The following is an 18,223-nucleotide window of genomic DNA, read 5'->3' as shown; positions in this document are numbered from 1 at the left end:
CGTAATAATTGAAATTTAGGATAGAGACTTAGAACAGTCCACCTGATCCACCACTTTGTTTGGTGTTTGTATCTCTATATTTTCGTTGTAACGAACGACCTTTTCCGCCGCCAAACGTATAGTTTACACCAATGTAAACGGATTGACTTTCCCAAGTGAACTCACCTGTGGAAGGATAAGGATATTTCGTTTTGAATTTGTAGGACATGGTATTGAAGATATCGTTAAATCTCACGCTGATCCCCAATTTATTGTTGAGTAGAGCATAGCGAGCACCCGCGTCTATTTTGTACATCTCTTGTCCATCAGAGGTAATTCCGTCTACGGCTCCTCTATAGAATCCGAATAAGTTAAAACGAAGGTTTTTCGTTGCTTTGAAGTTACTGTTTAAACGCGCATTGAACGCATTAGCCGTAATATCGCGGAGTACCGTTTGCATAGTTCCTGTTGCATCCAGTTGAGAAACAAACCCTGTTTGTTTGATACTAGAGAAATCAATTGCGGGTTGCATGTCCCACCACGGGGTAACAATAATATTGGCAGATACTTCAAAACCATAGGCATCGTTTGATTTGTAGTTGTCAAACGTCATCAATAAAGCATTTGGATTATCATTGTCTGGATCGTCGTAAATCACGTGATTAATCTCATGGTTGATGCGTCTGTAGTAAACTCCAGCCGTAATACTGCTTCTTTTATCAAACAAACGCGTATAGTTCAATTCTACTGAATTTGTAAACTGCGGTTTCAATTCTGGATTCCCAACCATGGTCATTAAAGGAGTTGAAAACTGACGGACCGGATTGGTTTGTCTGATGCCAGGACGATCTACACGACGGCTATAGCTCAGATTGAACATATCGCTTTCTGTTAGGTTATAGCCCAAGTAAACCGAAGGGTATAACGTCACATAATCATCTTTAAATGTCGAAGCCCCGTCTAATTTAGAATCTACTTTGTAACTCTCTACTCTTGTTCCCAACTGATAGTTGAATTTACCCAAGGTTTGACCGAAGGTAGCATAAGCTGAGAAAATATCTTGGTCGTATTTATTCGCTATTGCCGCTTGTGTGGAAGGAATTAAAGGGTTGTTTGAACTGAAGTTATTGTCTGCTCTTGAAATGCGAGCCTCAGCGCCTAATTCTAACTTGGTATGGTCATTTAATGGATTAACATAATCAATGTTTATTGTAGATAAGGTATTCTCATCGTTGTTTCCATCTTGGTATAACAAATCACTAGCGATGCCTAATTTTGTGAGGTAATCCCCATCCATATCTGCTTTGTTGATGTTGTGGTTCACTTCCACATCTAGTGTATGTCCTTTTTTCTCAAATAAATGTTTATACGCTAGGTTATAGGTGCTAAACGTATTTTTGTTGTCGTATTTCGTTTTTTGAAAAATATCTTCAAAGGAATGGTCGGGATATAGGGTTGTCGTTTTTAAATTAACTGTAGCCGTATTTGTACTTTGATTGGTGTAAAACGATAGGGTATTGTTGTCATTGATATAGTAATCAACCCCAACTTTGTACAAGATGTTTTTGTTTTTATTCAACATATTGATGTCCGTTGGAGAAGCAATATCATGGCGAAACATATCTCCGTCATTTGTTGATTTTCCATCCGAATAACTTGCATTTCCAAAGAAATTTAGTTTTCCTTGTCTGTAGTTGAGGTTTAAGGAAGTTGTTGATTGAATGTTTTTAGCAATCGTCACCCCACTATCCAGGGACCCATTGAATCCATCAGCTGTATTTTTGTGTAAGATGATATTGATAATCCCCGACATTCCCTCAGGATTGTATTTTGCACTAGGGTTTGTAATTAACTCAATGCTTTTAATAGAAGTTGATGGAATTTGTTTCAACAATTGTTCGGCTGACATATTAGTGGGTCTTCCGTCGAGTAAGATACGCACGTTTTCATTTCCTCTTAAGGAAATCTTCCCGTCCTTATCCACGTTAACGGATGGAATATTATTCATAATATCAGAAGCTGTGGCCCCTACAGTGGTTAAATCTTTTCCAACCGTAATAACTTTTCGATCAATCTTTTGTTCGATGGTGGAGCGTTCTGCTATGATATTGACATCCGCTAAAGTTGTTGATTCTGCCTCTAGGTGAATAGTGCCTAAATCAGTGGCATTTGTTAGACTAATTTCTTTGTGATAGGGCGTATAACCAATAAACTGGATGTCTAAGTTATAGGTATCTGATGTGGCAGTAATAGAGAACGTACCATTATCAGCAGTCATACCTCCTGTGATGACGGTATCTCCTTTTTTTAAGGTAATCGTTGCGTATGGAATCGCCTCATTGAGGTTTTTATCTACTACGCGGCCTGTTAGTTTTACCAATCCTTGAGCATATATACCGCAGAAGGAAAGTAGAAAAAATAATAAAGATAGTTTTGAATGCATTGGATTAGTTGAATTATATTTTTGTCTATCTAAATAGACTGATAAACTGTACTTTTGTTACAAAATAAAAAGTGTTAAATAGTAAACAATCAAATAATTTGAATGCAATTGCTTGATTTTAAGTTTGTTATTTGTTATTTAGAAAAAATATAAATGTATGAGATATACTTTTTTTTGTGGTTCAAGCACAGGAAATAAAGAGGTGTATGTTCAACAAGCCTGTGCTTTACTCAACATAAAATTGGCGTAGGGTATGGCGGGGCAAAAGCAGAGAAATGAGTGGCGCGAAAAGAAAAAAGATAGCATGCTAAAAAAAGATTAAAAACACAGTTTATGCCTATTTTTTTCGTATTTTACGTACTTGAGTTTGAATACTAGTTAAAAATGGAAAAAAACAATAATAATATAGCGATTCTCGTTGATGGAGATAACGCACAAGCGAAACTATTGGAGAATATATTAGCCGAAGTTTCAAAATATGGAAAAGTAACTATTCGCCGTATTTATGGTGATTGGACTACCCCACAAATGAATAGTTGGAAGGATTTGCTAAATGATTTGTCATTCTCGCCCATTCAAAAATTCAATTATACTTCTGGAAAGAATTCAACGGACAGTTCATTGATTATTGATGCAATGGATATTTTACACGCTAAGATGGTTGATGGATTCTGCATTGTGTCGAGTGATAGTGACTATACTGGGTTAGCAAAGCGAATTCGAGAGGAAGGAATTTTTGTCATGGGAATAGGAGAAAAGAAAACACCGACTGCGTTTGTACAGTCTTGTGAGATTTTCACCTATTGTGAAACGTTAACGCCTAAACCCGCTAAAGCAGAAAAGAATACCAATCAGGAAAGAAAACAAGTGGTGGAAGAGGAAGATGATACACGTACGATTACTAAAAAAGAAATGCGTCTAATTGATCGGGCTTTTGATATGTCAGTCGATGAAGAAGTAGAAGCCTATATCTCTACCGTGGGGAATAATCTTCGTAAATTAGATCCTAGTTTTGACTCGCGAGATTATGGGTTTCGAAACCTGACTGAAATGTTTAAACATTTAAAGACATACGAAGTGATTAATAATAACGTCAAAGGATTAAACCATCCTTTAGTGAAGAAGAAATAATACATTGTGAAATAAAAAAAAGAAACACCTGTTTGTAGCAATCAAACAGGTGTTTCTTTTTTTTATTGCGTGATGTAAATGGTATCCTTGTTTTTTTTAGCTTTGAAAATCGGAAAGAAAAACGGAATGTATTGCTTCGAATACTAATTTTAGGCCTTTGGTTTTAAAGAGACAAATAAGCGTACAAACGTTTTTTGAAGGATGACAACAATAACCCCAAAAGACCATGAACGAAAGCGAATTAAATAAATTATCTGCTTGGGTGCAAAATAATTATGGGTATGCCAATTTATTGATGTTAGCCCCTATTACTTTTTGGACGAAATTAATATTTGGTGATTTTAAGTACAACAAGTACGAAACTTTTGTGATGACGAGTTTCATCATGGTGGAAGGGATGTTGTTGTATACGCTACAAGTGGTCTTGAATTACTGTTTTCCTTCGTTTATTTTGTTGAATGAATTCGCAACAGGAGTAGTGCTCTTTTTTTATGTAAGTTGGGCAATTGGCCAATTTTACGGCGGTACTAAAGGTAATTATTTTAAGGGTTTTCTCAGTTATATCCTTGGTATGGTGTCTTTTCAAGTTGGGCTATTACTTGTAGGAACTATCCTTGATTTAATATTAAAGATATAGAGAATGAAAGGGTATTACTTACTTCTGGTTGTTGTATTTTCATCGGTCACACTTGGTTGTCAACAAAAGAAAGAACCAAGTGTAGTAATGAATAAGGAAATGAAACCACAACATGATTTAGCAGTCTTTTATCGAAAAGAAATAGAGCAGTTAAAAGGGCAAATGATAGAATATAGGAGGTGGGCTAATAATCCTTATCCTGAATCAGTTGTGAATCAGGTAGAAGAAATCTTAAACGATTACTTTGAAAATATAGAGCATTCAACATCAAAAACAGAAGGAGTAGAAATTATTAAGGCTACCGTTGAACAACTTAATGTATTAAATGAGGAATGGGACTTGATATCTACTGACGGAAGAGAAGTGATTTTGGATATTATTTTAGAAGTAAGTGAAGCAAAAGAATACACAAAAAAAGGAGAAGATATTACGGAGGCATGGAGGATGTGGTGACAAATAAGAGCAATAAATACAAAATAAAAGTGGGCAAAAATTTTTATTTTTCTGCCCACTTTTATTTTGTATTTATTAAACTATTTCTTTTTTTGTAGTCATATTTTTAATGACAGAAAGCAAAATATAAAGCAAGATGATCATTGGAATGGCTAAATAATGCAAAACGGCCAATAGAATAATGGAAACCACTACAAAGCCCAGTTGTAATTTATAAGCCCCTAAGTTTTTTGGATTAATTTTTAACGAAAACAAAGGCAATTCTGCATTCATGATATAGGCACTTAAAACACTGATGATCACCAATACGTATGGATTACTTAGAAATGAAATTACAGCTTCCGAGTTCGTTGTACTTACAATCAAAGGTAAGCTTAAAATGAAAAGCGCATTTCCTGGTGTAGGCAAGCCAATAAAAGAATCGGTTTGTCTGGTATCAATATTAAATTTTGCTAAGCGATAAGCAGCTCCTAAAGTAATTAGGAAACCTAAATACGGAACAACAGCCATATAGTACGTTTCAGGAGTAAGATTATAGAGACCTTGTGTTTCCTGAATATTCGCCAACTGTTTGTAAATGATTAATCCAGGTACTACACCACTAGTCACCATATCCGCTAAGGAGTCTAATTGAAGGCCTAATTCGCTTTTAACGTTGAGGATTCGAGCAACAAATCCATCCCAATAATCGAAGAAAATACCAATACACACCCATAAAAAGGCCATGTGGATATTGTCGTCAAAAGCATAGATACAAGCAATTAATCCTGAACTTAGGTTTAATAAAGTGATGAAATTTGGAAGGTGTTTTTTCATGTATATTTTATTTTAGTCTTCGTTTAGTATAAATAAATGAACTTTATTTCCTAGACAAAGGTATCATAAACTTAGTAATAATAATATCTTCCTCTCCTTTTAGTTTTTTACTATTTTTACAACTTAGTATGAATAATAAATAAAGGTTTGTGAAAAAGCTAACAGTATGTACGTTATTACTTTGCCTTGGGATTACAGCTCATGCACAGAAAGCGAGGAAATACTCCAATGAGTTTTTAAATATTGGGGTTGATGCTGTTGCAATGGGAATGGCAAATAGTGTGGTTTCTTCCAGTGCTGATGTGAATTCCGTTTATTGGAATCCAGCTGGATTAATGCAATTGGAAGAGCAACAAGTGGCGCTGATGCATGCTAGTTATTTTGCAAATATCGCCCAATACGATTATGCCGCATTTGCCATGCCCTTAGATGAGCGAAGTGCCTTGGGGATTTCGATTATTCGATTTGGAGTGGACGATATCATGAATACAACCGAATTAATCGATCAAAATGGAACGATTGATTACAATCGAATTAGTTTATTCTCGGCTGCAGATTATGCTTTTGTTTTATCTTATGCGCGTAATACACCAATTCCGGGATTAACCTATGGAGTCAATGCCAAAGTCGTTCGCCGTGTGATTGGTAAATTTGCCAATTCTTGGGGATTTGGATTCGATGCGGGAGTGCAGTACAAAACCAATTCCGATTGGATGTTTGGGGTAATGGCACGAGATATTACGACGACTTACAACATGTGGAATATTAATAAAAAAGAATACAGCAAAGTGCAAGGCGCAGTGGAAGGTATGAATCAAGAACTACCTGAAACAACAGAAATCACCTTGCCTAAATTGCAAATGGGAGTATCCAAAAATGTCAAGCTTTCTCGTGATTTGAACGTGTTAGCAGCTTTTGCCTTGCACGTGGAATTCGCCGAAACCAATGCGGTTATTTCAAGTGGATCCATGAGTATGACACCTTCCTTAGGAGTGGAATTCGGTTATGCGAATCTCGTATTTGTTCGTGGTGGAGTGGGAAATTTCCAAAACAACAGACAAATGGACAACTCCCAAAAGATGGAATTTCAACCCAATATAGGGGTTGGTTTCCACTATAAAGGGATTCAGGTGGATTACGCTTTGACAGATATTGGCGATCAAAGTGCAGCCATTTACTCCAACGTATTTTCGTTGAAATTAGATTTAGGAATTTTTAGAAAGTAAAAAATGAAAACATTAATCGCGCTGTTCTTCGCTTTGTTTATCATACAAGGAAGTGAAGCAAAAACAGCAGATAGACAATTATCAGATAAAGCAAAAGTAAGTGTACTAACTTGTGGAACAGGAAGTCAGCTATACGCGCTTTTTGGGCATACGGCTATTCGTGTATACGATCCTGCAGAAGGAATTGATCGCGTCTACAACTACGGACTGTTTGATTTTAGAATCCCAAACTTCTACGCTAAGTTTGTCAAAGGGGATTTACTTTATTTTGTAGACTATGAAGGCTATGAGAGTTTTGTAACGAATTACGCCTATGACAACCGCTCCGTAGTAGAACAAGAGCTCAATCTATCTCAAGTACAAAAACAACGCGTTTGGAGCCTGCTAAATGAATCATTAAAAGAAGAAAATCGCTTTTATACGTATAAATTCATTGATCAGAACTGCACCACCAAGGTGGTAGATATCCTAAATGAGGTGTTGCCAACACCTGTGAAAGTGGACATCGAAGGCAATACAGCCGATTATCGTACGATTTTGAATACCTATTTAAAAGAGCGTTACTTCGAAAAATTGGGGATTAACCTGATTTTTGGCAATAAAGTAGATCATCCGTCTGCCTTGTTGTTTTTGCCTGATAAATTCCAAGCTGGACTAGCGCATTCCATGAATGGCGATCAACCCTTAGTCAAAGAAGAGTTCAATATTTTTCAACCTCAACCCGTTAATACCTATGTCTGGTGGAATACCTATTGGTTTGCTTCATTAGTATGTGCTGTTCTACTTGGGGTGTCATTCAATCGCATCGTGCGTTCCATTTACTTTGTCGTTATGGGGATTTTGGGACTATTTTTTCTTTTAGTTGGCTTTTACTCACTGCATAGTGAAGTATTAGCAAATAATGTAGTTTTCTTATGCAATCCAATCTTACTTTTACTTCCATTTGTTAATAATAAAGGGAAAATTAAAAAAATATTAGGATTGATTGTTGTATTGTTGTTAATTCTTTATGCTGTTTTGAATTTATTTTCAGAAAAGCTAATTATAACCTTACCTTTGTATGGCTTAACTCTTGCTACCTTGTATGTAGAGTTTCGCAAGACTAGAGTAGAACGAATAGAGAAAAAATAAGAAGCTATGTTTTCATTTTTTAAATCTAAACCGATTTTAAAAGACTTAATTCCTGATAATTACGTAGATATTCATTCCCATCTAATTTACGGAATTGACGATGGTGCAAAGACCATTGAAGATACAAAACATATCATTTCTTCGATGAAAAACCTCGGTTTTGAACAGGCAATTGCCACTCCACATACTACACCTTTGGTGTGGGAAAATACACGAGAAGGTATTTTGAATCAATACAACAGCGTACAAGAACAACTTCCGGTTGAGTCTGAATCTCTCCAATTACGAGTAGCTTCAGAATATTTGATGGATGAGAGCTTCTTACCGCGCATTGAGAATAAAGAACTTTTAACACTAAAGAACGATTACGTTTTGGTGGAAATGTCCTATATGAATCCTCCGATTCAATTGATGGATATTTTATTTCAATTGAAATCCAATGGCTATGATATTGTTTTAGCACATCCAGAGCGTTATAATTTTTACCATCAAAATACAGCCATGTATAAGAAATTGAAAAAAGCAGGTTGCCTTTTTCAACTCAACTTGCTATCCGTTACAGGTTATTATGGAAAACATGTCTTAGAAGCTGCCAACTATTTATTGCAACAGGGGTTGATTGACTTTGTTGGATCAGATATTCACCACGAAAAACACATCAAAGGATTTGAGGCTAAAGTAGAAGTCAAAGCCATTGAGTTTTTTTCACAAGCGATTGCAAATAATCAAGAATTTAGAATATAAATAAAAAAAGCCACTCGTCTGAGTGGCTTTTTTTATATGGATGGATAATCTATTTTTTTTATAACTATTTGATTTGTAGATGTATTTTTTAATATTGATTGAATATTCTATTTTTTATTTTCAGAATAAGATTTACTTTAGTCCGAGTATTAATTAAAAATAAGGATGATGAGCGAACGGGTATTTTTAGTTTTAGTAAGTGCTGTTTTTTTCACAGGATGTAGTACTAATAATATGAAGGAAAAGGAAGATCAAACAACAAAAGAAGCCTTGTTGGATTTAAAAATTAAGGAGGCTACTAAGGTGTTTGATAAGTATGGATGGACACCTGATTCTAATGTCAATCGAAATAGTAAAGCATTTAGGGCAGAATATGAACAGATGGATTTGGAACAGTTGGATGCTATTCTTCGTCAATTTCACGAGGGAATTGAAGATAAAGCTCCAGATTCTAATCGAGTAAAATAGAGATTTTAGAATTTTAATTCATAAAAAAAGCCACTCGTTTGAGTGGCTTTTTTTATGTGGTGGTTTATTATTTTTCTACAACTTCACCTTTAATTCTCAACGGTACTGTACCGTTTTCGTAGTTTACAGCATTAGATTCTACTGTAATTGTACGGCTAATTCTTCCGATGCTCATGTTGTATTTCACATCAATTTTTCCTTTTTTACCTGGCATGATTGGCTCAGTTGGTTTGGAAGGAACTGTACATCCACAAGTAGAACGTACGTTTGTGATGATTAACGGTTGATCTCCTGTGTTTGTAAAGTCGAACGTACGTAATCCATCGTCATTTCCTCTGATTACCGTTCCGTAATCGATGGTGTTGTTTTCAGCGTCAAACTGAATTTTAGGACCACTTTGAGCGAATGATAAGGCACTAGATAATACTAATGCGAATACTGCTATTAATTTTTTCATTACTATAATTTTTGTTGTTCTGTAAAATTAGAAACTTTTCGAAAACTCGCAAATTTTTTTCGCATATTCCGTTTTATATATACTTTTATAATTGACGAGTAATAATTACTTTTGTACAACACAAAGATAAATAAAACAAAGGGGATAAACAGGGAAAAAAATATTTTTCTACAGTATGGCCTGATGTTTTTTCTTTTTTTTAATAATTAAATTATAGAATAATGGTAATTCCTGCACAATTTGACGCAAAGCAAGTAGAGCAAAAATGGTATCAGTATTGGATGGAAAATAATTTTTTCCGATCTGTACCAGATCAAAGACAGCCGTACACGATTGTAATACCTCCACCCAACGTAACGGGAGTATTACACATGGGGCATATGTTGAATGTTACAATTCAAGATGTATTAATACGTCGTGCCCGTTTAAGAGGTCTAAACGCATGTTGGGTTCCGGGAACGGATCACGCATCGATTGCAACTGAAGCCAAAGTCGTCGCTAAATTGAGAGAGCAGGGAATCAATAAAAACGACTTAACTAGAGAAGAGTTTTTACAACATGCTTGGGAGTGGAAAGAGGAATATGGAGGTGTAATCTTAGACCAGTTGAAAAAACTAGGAGCTTCTTGTGATTGGGATCGTACTAAGTTTACGATGGATCCCGAAATGTCACAACAAGTTATTAAGTTGTTTGTTGATTTGTATAACAAAGGATTAATTTACCGCGGATACCGTATGGTAAACTGGGATCCTGAAGCGAAAACGACACTGTCTGATGAAGAGGTGATTTACGAAGAACGCCAGGGAAAATTATATCACTTGAAATACCAAATCGAAGGTACTTCAGAGTATTTAACGGTGGCAACGACACGTCCAGAAACTATCTTGGGGGATTCCGCTATCTGTATTCATCCCAACGATGAGCGCTACCAACATTTGAAAGGTAAAAAGGCTATTGTGCCGATTTGCAATCGCGTGGTACCAATCATTTTTGATGAGTATGTAGACATGGAATTCGGGACAGGATGTTTGAAAGTAACACCGGCTCACGATGTGAATGACAAGGAATTAGGTGAACGTCACAACTTGGAAATTATTGATATTTTCAATGCTGATGCAACATTAAACGACCTAGGTTTACATTATAAAGGAAAAGATCGCTTTGTAGTTCGCAAAGAGATTGAAACAGAGTTAGCGGCTATTGGTGCGTTGGAAAAAGTAGAAAACTATATGAATAATGTAGGAACTTCTGAGCGTACCAAAGCAGTTATTGAACCTCGATTATCAGATCAATGGTTCTTGAAGATGGAAGAATTGGCCAAACCAGCGTTGGATGCTGTGATGACAACAGAGGAGGTAAAACTATATCCAAGTCGTTACAACAGTACCTACAGAAGTTGGTTAGAAAATATTCGCGATTGGAATATCTCTCGTCAATTGTGGTGGGGACACCAGATTCCCGCTTTCTATTATGGCGATGGGAAAGAAGATTTTGTCGTAGCAGAAACCAAAGAAGCAGCGCTTGAATTAGTAAAAACAAAAACAGGAAAAGCAGATTTAACTGTTGCTGATTTAAGACAAGACGAGGACGCTTTAGATACCTGGTTCTCTTCTTGGTTGTGGCCAATGTCTGTATTCAACGGATTAATTGATCCTGAAAATGAAGAATTTAAATATTATTACCCAACCAATGATTTAGTAACAGGACCGGATATTATCTTCTTCTGGGTCGCTCGTATGATCATGGCGGGGTATGAATATACCGGAAAACAGCCTTTTACGAATGTGTATTTCACGGGAATTGTACGTGATAAACAACGTCGTAAGATGTCAAAATCACTAGGAAACTCACCAGATGCGTTAGGCTTAATTGACAAATTTGGAGCAGATGGAGTACGCGTAGGTTTATTATTGTCTGCTTCTGCAGGAAATGATATCTTATTTGATGAGGAACTATGTGCACAAGGAAAAGCGTTTACAAACAAAGTATGGAATGCTTTCCGTTTAATCAAAGGATGGGAAGTTTCTGAAACGTTACCACAGCCTGAAACGGCAAAAGTTTCTTTGGCTTGGTATGAAGCGAAGTTGCAAAAAACACTAGTGGAAATTGAAGATCACTTTTCTAAATACAGAATTTCAGATGCTTTAATGGCAATCTATAAATTGGTATGGGATGATTTCTGTTCGTGGTTCTTAGAAATGATTAAGCCTGGATACCAACAACCTATCGATGCGGTAACGTACCGAAAAGTGATTGAGCTGCTGGAAGAGAACTTGAAATTGTTACATCCATTTATGCCGTTCTTAACGGAAGAAATCTGGCAACATATCAACGAGCGTACGCCAGAACAGGCTCTGGTTATTTCGTCTTGGCCAGCAACAAAAGCATTTGATGAGCAATTGATCAAAGAGTTTGAGTTTACCATGGACGTGATTGCGGGTATTCGTACTATTCGAAAAGATAAAAATATTTCGTTCAAGGATACGATTGATTTAAAAATCATCAACAACGAACAAGTATCGACGTATTTCGATAGCATTATTTCTAAATTAGGGAATGTGGAAAGCATTGAATATGTGACAGATCAAATAAGTGGAGCATTGTCTTACCGCGTTAATTCGAATGAATATTTTATTCCGATAGAAGGTACTGTCAATGTAGCGGAAGAAATCGCGAAATTGGAAGAAGAATTGAAGTATTTAAAAGGTTTCTTGCGATCTGTTCAAGGAAAACTATCGAATGAGAAATTTGTTAGTGGTGCACCAGAACAAGTGGTAGCCAATGAAAAGAAAAAAGAGGCTGATGCGTTAGCAAAAATAGCAACTATCGAACATAGTTTAGCTAGTTTGAAATAGTATCGAGCAATGATTATAACAAAGGTCTTTCGTTCAACTGAACGAAAGACCTTTTTTTTTATCTTCGTTTGTATGAAATACAACATCCATACCCATCATCAAACAACAGAAGCCAATACCTTAGCTATTGTCAATCAAGTGTTGACAGCGGTGGATTGGCATATTCCTCATTTCTCCTTGGGTATCCATCCGTGGTATATCGAAGAATCTTTGATTGAAGAGCAAATGCAACTGATAGAAAATCACTTGCATCATCCTAATTGCTTGGCTTTGGGCGAATGTGGGTTGGATAAAAAGATTGCTATTCCTTTAGAATTACAAGAAGAAGTGTTGGTTCGTCAATTACTTCTTGCAGAAAAAAATAAAAAAGCTGTAATTTTGCACGTCGTTTCCGCTTATCAAGAAATAATAGCGCTCAAAAAACGGTTGAATCTACAAGTACCTCTTATTGTGCATGGTTTTAATAAACACCAACAAGTGGCTGCAAGTTTGTGGAAAAATGGATTTTACCTTTCTTTTGGACGTGCTTTATTGCAAAGCCCTCGACTACAAGAAACTTTTGCTTCGGTTCCTGAGGAATTTTTGTTTTTAGAAACCGATGATGATGCCACAACGACGATTGACGCTGTATACGCAAAAGCAGCAATAGTACGTCCGGATATCGCCCAAATTATAGAGGCGAATTTTAAACGGATATGGAAGAACGAATACTAATAGAACCGTTAAGGTAATTAATACAAAGAGATAGATGGCTATTTGGCAAGAAAGAGCAGCCTTACTTTTTAAGGAAGAAGGATTAGAAAAATTAAAAAACGCCAACGTTTTAGTTGTTGGATTAGGAGGAGTAGGATCATTCGCAGCAGAGTTTTTAGCACGTGCAGGTGTGGGGAATATGACTATCGTTGATGGGGATACTGTAGATATCACCAATATCAACAGACAACTACCAGCGTTGCATTCAACGGTTGATAAACCCAAAGTACATGTGGTTGGGGATCGTCTTATGGATATTAATCCAGAATTAAACCTCACGCGTATCGAAGAGTTTTTATCTCCCGAACGCACCCATGAAGTAGTAACGGAGGATTTTGATTATGTACTGGATTGCATTGACAGTATCACTCCAAAGATTAATTTGATTTTAGCCGCAAAACGAAAACGCGTAAAAGTGATTAGTGCCATGGGAGCAGGAGGAAAAATGATTGCCTCTAAAATTGTTGTAAAAGACATCAGTAAAACAGATGTATGCCCATTGGCAAAACAAATTCGCAAGCGCTTGAAAAAAGAAGGTATTTCATCTGGAGTCAAAGCGATTTTCTCTACCGAAAAACCAGATGAAAGTAGCTTGAAAATGACCGATGGCTCCAATTTTAAAAAGTCGTTCTTTGGAACGAATAGCTGGATGCCTGCCTTATTTGGCTTGCATGCCGCTGAAAATGTAGTCCGTTATTTATTGAAAAAATAAACAAAAAAGCAGCTGTAAGGTTGCTTTTTTTGTTTTGCTCTTTGATTTTTGTTGGTTGCTTTTTTGTTCGGGTAATCATTTATAAGGATAATTACCTTATAGAAGAAGTGGTTAAACAAATCGGAACGTAGTGAAAATCGGAACATAGTGTAGATTCATCGAATACCAAAACCAATATAAACTAGGTGAGATAAAACTTGCAAACCTCACCTAAACCCTCACCTAATCCTCACCTAATCCTCACCAAACCCACACCAAATCCTCAACAAACCCTCACCAAATCCTCACCAAACCCACACCTAATCCTCACCTAATCCTCACCAAATCCTCAACAAACCCTCACCAAATCCCTCACCTAATCCTCAACAAACCCTCACCAATTCTTCATCTTAAAGTACTTCAAAAGCCAATAATAATTGAAGCACCACAATAGCTACGGATAAAATCCACAGAAAAGCATAGATGCAATATTGGAGCACCGTTGTTTTTTCACCGGCTATTTTCTTTGCTTTTTGCAGCATCAACATAGGAATAATCAAGGCTAGGATAACAAGTGAAATCGAAGCGTATCCCAGGGCGATGACAAATCCATCGGGATAAAACAAGGCAAATAAAATAGGAGGAAGAAAGGTCAAGATAAACGCACTAACGTTGTGTTTCACGCGTGGACGATCTTTTGCCAAATCTTTGATATAATCATTTAAGGCCATTGCCACACCCCAAAACGAAGTAAGGATAGCGGCGGCGGCAAAAATAGTGAAGGCTATCTTAATAAAAGGCGAACTATTGATTTCTTTAATAGCGAAAAGGAGACCTTCTAATCCTGCATTTTCTTGTAAGATGGCACTGAAAACACTACTTTCAATATTTCCTAAAATAGTGAGTTCCCAAATTAAATAGAGGAGTAAAGGGATAATACTCCCAATAAAAAACACCCATTTGAGTTGACGTAGGTTCCCGTCTAAATATTTAACTAAACTGGGAATAACCACACTAAACCCGAATGAAGTAAAAATAATGGGAATGGTAGCCAATACAGGGAGAGGACTTTGCGGTAAATAACGTAGATAAGCCATTTCGATGTGTGGCAGTAGAAGCCCCAACACCAAGCAAAGACAAATCATTTTAACGGAGAATACAATTTTGGTACTATAATCTATTGCTCTAGTTCCAAAGGCGATAATTCCTCCAAAAACAAGTGTAAAGATAATCGCACTGAGTTGAGGAGAAACCTCAAAAGCCAACCACTGTTCGAGGTTGGTTCGTACAATATCTCCACCACCCGCAATATAGGCACTAACTAGGGCATACATTAGCGTAAGCATACTCAAGCCCGTAATATAAGCGCCAGGCTTTCCTAAATACTTTAAGGTTAAGGTGTTAAAACCCGCTGAGGTTTCGTTGTATCGATAGACATTTACTAGCAAAACGGAAGTATAAAACATAGCAAACCAGATACAGAATAAGATGAACGCCATAAATAAAAAACCGACATTAGCCGATATGATGGGCATTGCTAACATTCCTGCGCCTATTGTAGTTCCTGCTACAATAAGAATACTTCCGATTAATTTTTGCATTTGTATAAATTTATTGTTTTTTAAAATTTTGTTCTTCTTCTTTTCTGTCTGATGATAAGGGTAATAATTACACAAGAATCATACCCTTATGAATGTTTTTTTTCCATTTCTTAAAAAAGAAGCTAGAAAAAATAAATATATGTTTTATTTATAGTTTTTGCGCTAAAAATTAGAAAAATTGAGGAGTGAAGGTAGAAATGAAGTGATTTGTTGTTTTTTCTGTGATGGGAACGAAAGGATGCGGTAAAAAAATAGTTTTAAATGTATTGAGTATCAGAATGAAAACTCATTTTTTAGGAAGGAAATACGCGAAAAAAACAATTCATTCCTTTTTTTAGCATAGAAGAAATTAACGAACAATGTTTATCTTTGAGTGAATCAAAAGGGAAGAGCGATGAAGCATATTGAAGAAGAATTACGTGCCAAAGACATTAAACCAACCGCTATGCGAATTTTAGTGCTTAAGTTTCTGAAAGGACAAGAAGGAGCAGTATCACTGGCAGATATTGAAAATAGTTTTGATCAATCGGATCGGGTGACTATTTATCGCACAGTCAAGACTTTTGAAAGCAAAGGATTGTTACACAGTATAACAGCCAATAACGTAACCCGATACGCCTTGTGTTCACCGAATTGTTCAGCGGATAATCACCGCGATACTCATTTGCACTTTATCTGTAAGCAATGTAAAAAGACGATTTGTCTGACGCAAGTAGCCATTCCAACCATTGAAATTCCTGCTGGTTTTGAATTGAGCGAAATTGAAGTGGTTGCTCAAGGCATCTGTGAACAGTGTAAAGCTTAAATACGGCCTTGTTTGAAGCAAATATCTTGCACAATGAGCGTGGCGTGAATCCTAGAGTTTTCAATAAACCACGTATGCGTATTCAATCCCCCACAAACCACACCTGCTAAGTATAAATTAGGAACATTCGTTTCCATAGTCTCTGCTCGAAAGGTAGGGAGTAATTCTACATCATCTTGGGTGGTAATGCCCAGTTTACGCAAAAAATCAAAGTCGGGGCGATACCCTGTTAAGGCTAAGACAAAATCGTTTAAGATAGCAAAGGATTCTCCGTCTTTTTCTACGGTCACACTAGTAGGTGTAATGGCAGTTAGGCGACTGTTGAAGTGCACCTGAATAGCCCCTTCGGCAATTCGATTTTCTATGTCGGGCTTCACCCAATATTTTACATGAGAACTAATGGCGTTATCGCGAACAACCATGGTGACTTTTGCTCCTTTTCGATAGCATTCCAAAGCCGCATCTACAGAGGAGTTACTCGCTCCAACTACCACTACATTCATGTTAGCATAGTAGTGAGGATCATGATAGTAATGTGATACTTTAGGAAGGTCTTCTCCTGGGATCTGCAAGAGATTTGGGAAATCGTAAAAACCTGTGGCTACAATAATATGTGTAGCCTGATAGCTGTCTTTTGATGTTGTTATAGTAAAATGCCCTTCTTTTTGTTTATTTACTTCTAGTACCGTTTCAAATAAATGGATGGATAACTCGTGCAGCTGTGTTACCCTTCTGTAGTATTCTAACGCCTCTTTGCGTCTGGGTTTATTTTCTGCACTGATAAAGGGGATCTGATCGAGTTCCAATAATTCAGACGTTGAAAAGAACTGCATATTGAGGGGATAGTGATAGAGCGAATTGACCAAACATCCTTTTTCAATAATAAGGTAGGACAATCCTGCCTTTTTAGCCTCAATTCCACAGGCAATCCCTATAGGACCACCACCGATAATCAATACATCCAACTGTTTCATCTGCTTGTAAATAAACCCCAAGAGGGCTGTTAATCTTTGTATCTACAAATTTATTGAATTATTTTTGGTTGAAGGAAAGAAAAACGGAAGAAAGACAGGAATAGGAAGTGCTCTTTAATCCATAGAACAAAAAAAAGGATGCCTTTGTGGGACATCCTTTTTTGAAATCGATATAAGTAGCTTATTCGTTTACTTTGTCAGCAACTAAGTGGATTCCAATTTCCATGTCTTTGCTAATTGCCCAATCTGCTGGGTTAAGCGCAGCACCAGAATCTTTATCAGTTGTTCCGAATACTAATCCCCATTCTGTACGGTCAGCTACGAATGCAGCATCCATAACAGCTTTACCATTTTCTACCGTTACTTTAGCAGGGAACGTAATGTTTACAGTTTTACCTAAAATAGTTAAGTTTCCACTTACCATTTTATTTGCTCCTTCAATTGTACTTGTGTGTTTAGCAGCGTCGAAATCTTCTACTTTCGTGATTTTGAAATCTACGGTAGGGTTTTTTTCTACGTCGAAGAAATCAGCACTTTTTAAGTGTCCACCTAATTTTGCTACATCCTCATCAGCATCTACAGAAGCGCGGTCTGGTTGAATTGAATTCATATCTACTGTATAAGATCCAGCATTCAATCCAGTTGCATCAATTGCGATATCTCCAGCAGCTAAAGTTAAGGTACCAAAACGTGGATTTAATCCTCCTTTGTGTCCTACTTTCCAAGTTACATTACTCTCCGTTAAGTTTACGTTGTATTTGTCTCCTTGTTCTACTGCAACTTCTTGCTCTGTTGTAGTTGTTGCTTTATCAGCATTCTTATTTCCACATGATGCTAATGAAAGAGCAGCTACTACTGCTACTGATAATAAAATTTTTTTCATCTTAATTCGCTATTTTGTTTGTTCAAATGTACAATACAAAAATGAAATTACAAGAGATTAATACGCTATTGAATGTTAAAAAGTTGTAAATATGTTTTTTTTGTGAATTAATGACGCTTATTTCCTTGGATATATTTCTAAATAGATGTCTTTTGGGATAAAAAATTGTTTTTTTG

Annotated in this window: 17 protein-coding genes; 11 read left to right on the top strand and 6 right to left on the bottom strand. The window is 36.5% G+C overall.

Annotated elements, in window-relative coordinates:
* Positions 1–28 precede the first annotated feature (28 nt).
* Positions 29–2,422: a TonB-dependent receptor domain-containing protein gene (locus tag ACLJX0_RS10980; protein ID WP_410880450.1), complete on the bottom strand. Its 2,394-nt coding sequence runs from the start codon at positions 2,420–2,422 to the stop codon at positions 29–31.
* Between the two features lie 384 nt (positions 2,423–2,806).
* Here ACLJX0_RS10980 and ACLJX0_RS10975 point away from each other — a divergent pair, with 384 nt between their 5' ends.
* The 3 genes from ACLJX0_RS10975 (at position 2,807) to ACLJX0_RS10965 (ending at position 4,643) form a co-directional block, all read left to right on the top strand.
* Positions 2,807–3,553: an NYN domain-containing protein gene (locus tag ACLJX0_RS10975; protein ID WP_410880448.1), complete on the top strand. Its 747-nt coding sequence runs from the start codon at positions 2,807–2,809 to the stop codon at positions 3,551–3,553.
* A gap of 226 nt (positions 3,554–3,779) precedes the next feature.
* Complete coding sequence (locus ACLJX0_RS10970; protein WP_410880446.1) at positions 3,780–4,190, top strand: hypothetical protein; 411 nt, start codon at positions 3,780–3,782, stop codon at positions 4,188–4,190.
* A 3-nt stretch (positions 4,191–4,193) separates the two neighbouring features.
* A complete protein-coding gene (locus ACLJX0_RS10965; RefSeq protein ID WP_410880444.1) occupies positions 4,194–4,643 on the top strand; it encodes a hypothetical protein in 450 nt (149 codons plus the stop codon).
* A gap of 75 nt (positions 4,644–4,718) precedes the next feature.
* On the opposite strand, the gene ACLJX0_RS10960 is transcribed toward ACLJX0_RS10965, so the two are convergent.
* The gene (locus tag ACLJX0_RS10960; RefSeq protein ID WP_410880442.1) at positions 4,719–5,459 is read right to left on the bottom strand and encodes a CDP-alcohol phosphatidyltransferase family protein; all 741 of its coding nucleotides are present in this window, start codon (positions 5,457–5,459) and stop codon (positions 4,719–4,721) included.
* Between the two features lie 149 nt (positions 5,460–5,608).
* Between ACLJX0_RS10960 and ACLJX0_RS10955 the strand changes: the two genes are divergently transcribed.
* The 4 genes from ACLJX0_RS10955 (at position 5,609) to ACLJX0_RS10940 (ending at position 9,028) form a co-directional block, all read left to right on the top strand.
* Positions 5,609–6,685 carry a PorV/PorQ family protein gene (locus ACLJX0_RS10955; protein ID WP_410880440.1) on the top strand — a complete coding sequence of 359 codons (1,077 nt, stop codon included), beginning with the start codon at positions 5,609–5,611 and terminating at the stop codon, positions 6,683–6,685.
* Positions 6,686–6,688: 3 nt separating this feature from the next.
* Positions 6,689–7,816, top strand: a complete 1,128-nt coding sequence (locus ACLJX0_RS10950; protein ID WP_410880438.1) for a DUF4105 domain-containing protein — start codon at positions 6,689–6,691, stop codon at positions 7,814–7,816.
* Positions 7,817–7,822: 6 nt separating this feature from the next.
* On the top strand, positions 7,823–8,560 hold the full coding sequence (locus tag ACLJX0_RS10945; RefSeq protein ID WP_410880437.1) for a tyrosine-protein phosphatase: 738 nt from the start codon (positions 7,823–7,825) through the stop codon (positions 8,558–8,560).
* Between the two features lie 234 nt (positions 8,561–8,794).
* Positions 8,795–9,028 (top strand): hypothetical protein, encoded by a 234-nt coding sequence (locus tag ACLJX0_RS10940; RefSeq protein ID WP_410880435.1) that lies wholly within the window; start codon positions 8,795–8,797, stop codon positions 9,026–9,028.
* 67 nt (positions 9,029–9,095) lie between these two features.
* On the opposite strand, the gene ACLJX0_RS10935 is transcribed toward ACLJX0_RS10940, so the two are convergent.
* Positions 9,096–9,485, bottom strand: a complete 390-nt coding sequence (locus tag ACLJX0_RS10935; RefSeq protein ID WP_410880433.1) for a DUF1573 domain-containing protein — start codon at positions 9,483–9,485, stop codon at positions 9,096–9,098.
* 221 nt (positions 9,486–9,706) lie between these two features.
* Between ACLJX0_RS10935 and ACLJX0_RS10930 the strand changes: the two genes are divergently transcribed.
* The 3 genes from ACLJX0_RS10930 to ACLJX0_RS10920 all read left to right on the top strand — a co-directional run bounded on the left by ACLJX0_RS10930 (position 9,707) and on the right by ACLJX0_RS10920 (position 13,805).
* Positions 9,707–12,340 (top strand): valine--tRNA ligase, encoded by a 2,634-nt coding sequence (locus ACLJX0_RS10930; RefSeq protein ID WP_410880431.1) that lies wholly within the window; start codon positions 9,707–9,709, stop codon positions 12,338–12,340.
* A 72-nt stretch (positions 12,341–12,412) separates the two neighbouring features.
* Positions 12,413–13,054, top strand: a complete 642-nt coding sequence (locus tag ACLJX0_RS10925; RefSeq protein ID WP_410880429.1) for a TatD family hydrolase — start codon at positions 12,413–12,415, stop codon at positions 13,052–13,054.
* A gap of 34 nt (positions 13,055–13,088) precedes the next feature.
* Positions 13,089–13,805: a ThiF family adenylyltransferase gene (locus ACLJX0_RS10920; RefSeq protein ID WP_410880428.1), complete on the top strand. Its 717-nt coding sequence runs from the start codon at positions 13,089–13,091 to the stop codon at positions 13,803–13,805.
* A 389-nt stretch (positions 13,806–14,194) separates the two neighbouring features.
* On the opposite strand, the gene ACLJX0_RS10915 is transcribed toward ACLJX0_RS10920, so the two are convergent.
* Positions 14,195–15,385 (bottom strand): aromatic amino acid transport family protein, encoded by a 1,191-nt coding sequence (locus ACLJX0_RS10915; RefSeq protein WP_410880426.1) that lies wholly within the window; start codon positions 15,383–15,385, stop codon positions 14,195–14,197.
* Positions 15,386–15,779: 394 nt separating this feature from the next.
* Between ACLJX0_RS10915 and ACLJX0_RS10910 the strand changes: the two genes are divergently transcribed.
* Entirely contained in the window at positions 15,780–16,190 is a 411-nt protein-coding gene (locus ACLJX0_RS10910) for a Fur family transcriptional regulator (protein ID WP_410880424.1), read from the top strand.
* Here the strand turns inward: ACLJX0_RS10910 and ACLJX0_RS10905 are convergent.
* Positions 16,187–17,164: a YpdA family putative bacillithiol disulfide reductase gene (locus tag ACLJX0_RS10905; protein ID WP_410880422.1), complete on the bottom strand. Its 978-nt coding sequence runs from the start codon at positions 17,162–17,164 to the stop codon at positions 16,187–16,189. The genes ACLJX0_RS10910 and ACLJX0_RS10905 overlap by 4 nt on opposite strands.
* 181 nt (positions 17,165–17,345) lie before the next feature.
* Positions 17,346–18,047 (bottom strand): YceI family protein, encoded by a 702-nt coding sequence (locus tag ACLJX0_RS10900; RefSeq protein ID WP_410880420.1) that lies wholly within the window; start codon positions 18,045–18,047, stop codon positions 17,346–17,348.
* Positions 18,048–18,223 lie beyond the last annotated feature (176 nt).

This window comes from Myroides sp. DW712 (genome assembly GCF_046557355.1).
Classification (GTDB): domain Bacteria; phylum Bacteroidota; class Bacteroidia; order Flavobacteriales; family Flavobacteriaceae; genus Flavobacterium.
The sequence above is the reverse complement of the archived record's forward strand: the minus strand, read 5'-3'. Positions and strand labels throughout refer to the sequence as shown.

Bases quoted from the DNA above. Each gene is read 5' to 3' on its own strand.
- ACLJX0_RS10950 (WP_410880438.1), top strand. From the start codon at position 6,689: ATGAAAACATTAATCGCGCTGTTCTTCGCTTTGTTTATCATACAAGGA.
- ACLJX0_RS10960 (WP_410880442.1), bottom strand. From the start codon at position 5,459: ATGAAAAAACACCTTCCAAATTTCATCACTTTATTAAACCTAAGTTCA.
- ACLJX0_RS10970 (WP_410880446.1), top strand. From the start codon at position 3,780: ATGAACGAAAGCGAATTAAATAAATTATCTGCTTGGGTGCAAAATAAT.
- ACLJX0_RS10940 (WP_410880435.1), top strand. From the start codon at position 8,795: ATGAAGGAAAAGGAAGATCAAACAACAAAAGAAGCCTTGTTGGATTTA.
- ACLJX0_RS10975 (WP_410880448.1), top strand. From the start codon at position 2,807: ATGGAAAAAAACAATAATAATATAGCGATTCTCGTTGATGGAGATAAC.
- ACLJX0_RS10945 (WP_410880437.1), top strand. From the start codon at position 7,823: ATGTTTTCATTTTTTAAATCTAAACCGATTTTAAAAGACTTAATTCCT.
- ACLJX0_RS10925 (WP_410880429.1), top strand. From the start codon at position 12,413: ATGAAATACAACATCCATACCCATCATCAAACAACAGAAGCCAATACC.
- ACLJX0_RS10935 (WP_410880433.1), bottom strand. From the start codon at position 9,485: ATGAAAAAATTAATAGCAGTATTCGCATTAGTATTATCTAGTGCCTTA.
- ACLJX0_RS10905 (WP_410880422.1), bottom strand. From the start codon at position 17,164: ATGAAACAGTTGGATGTATTGATTATCGGTGGTGGTCCTATAGGGATT.
- ACLJX0_RS10900 (WP_410880420.1), bottom strand. From the start codon at position 18,047: ATGAAAAAAATTTTATTATCAGTAGCAGTAGTAGCTGCTCTTTCATTA.
- ACLJX0_RS10930 (WP_410880431.1), top strand. From the start codon at position 9,707: ATGGTAATTCCTGCACAATTTGACGCAAAGCAAGTAGAGCAAAAATGG.
- ACLJX0_RS10910 (WP_410880424.1), top strand. From the start codon at position 15,780: ATGAAGCATATTGAAGAAGAATTACGTGCCAAAGACATTAAACCAACC.
- ACLJX0_RS10915 (WP_410880426.1), bottom strand. From the start codon at position 15,385: ATGCAAAAATTAATCGGAAGTATTCTTATTGTAGCAGGAACTACAATA.
- ACLJX0_RS10965 (WP_410880444.1), top strand. From the start codon at position 4,194: ATGAAAGGGTATTACTTACTTCTGGTTGTTGTATTTTCATCGGTCACA.
- ACLJX0_RS10980 (WP_410880450.1), bottom strand. From the start codon at position 2,422: ATGCATTCAAAACTATCTTTATTATTTTTTCTACTTTCCTTCTGCGGT.
- ACLJX0_RS10920 (WP_410880428.1), top strand. From the start codon at position 13,089: ATGGCTATTTGGCAAGAAAGAGCAGCCTTACTTTTTAAGGAAGAAGGA.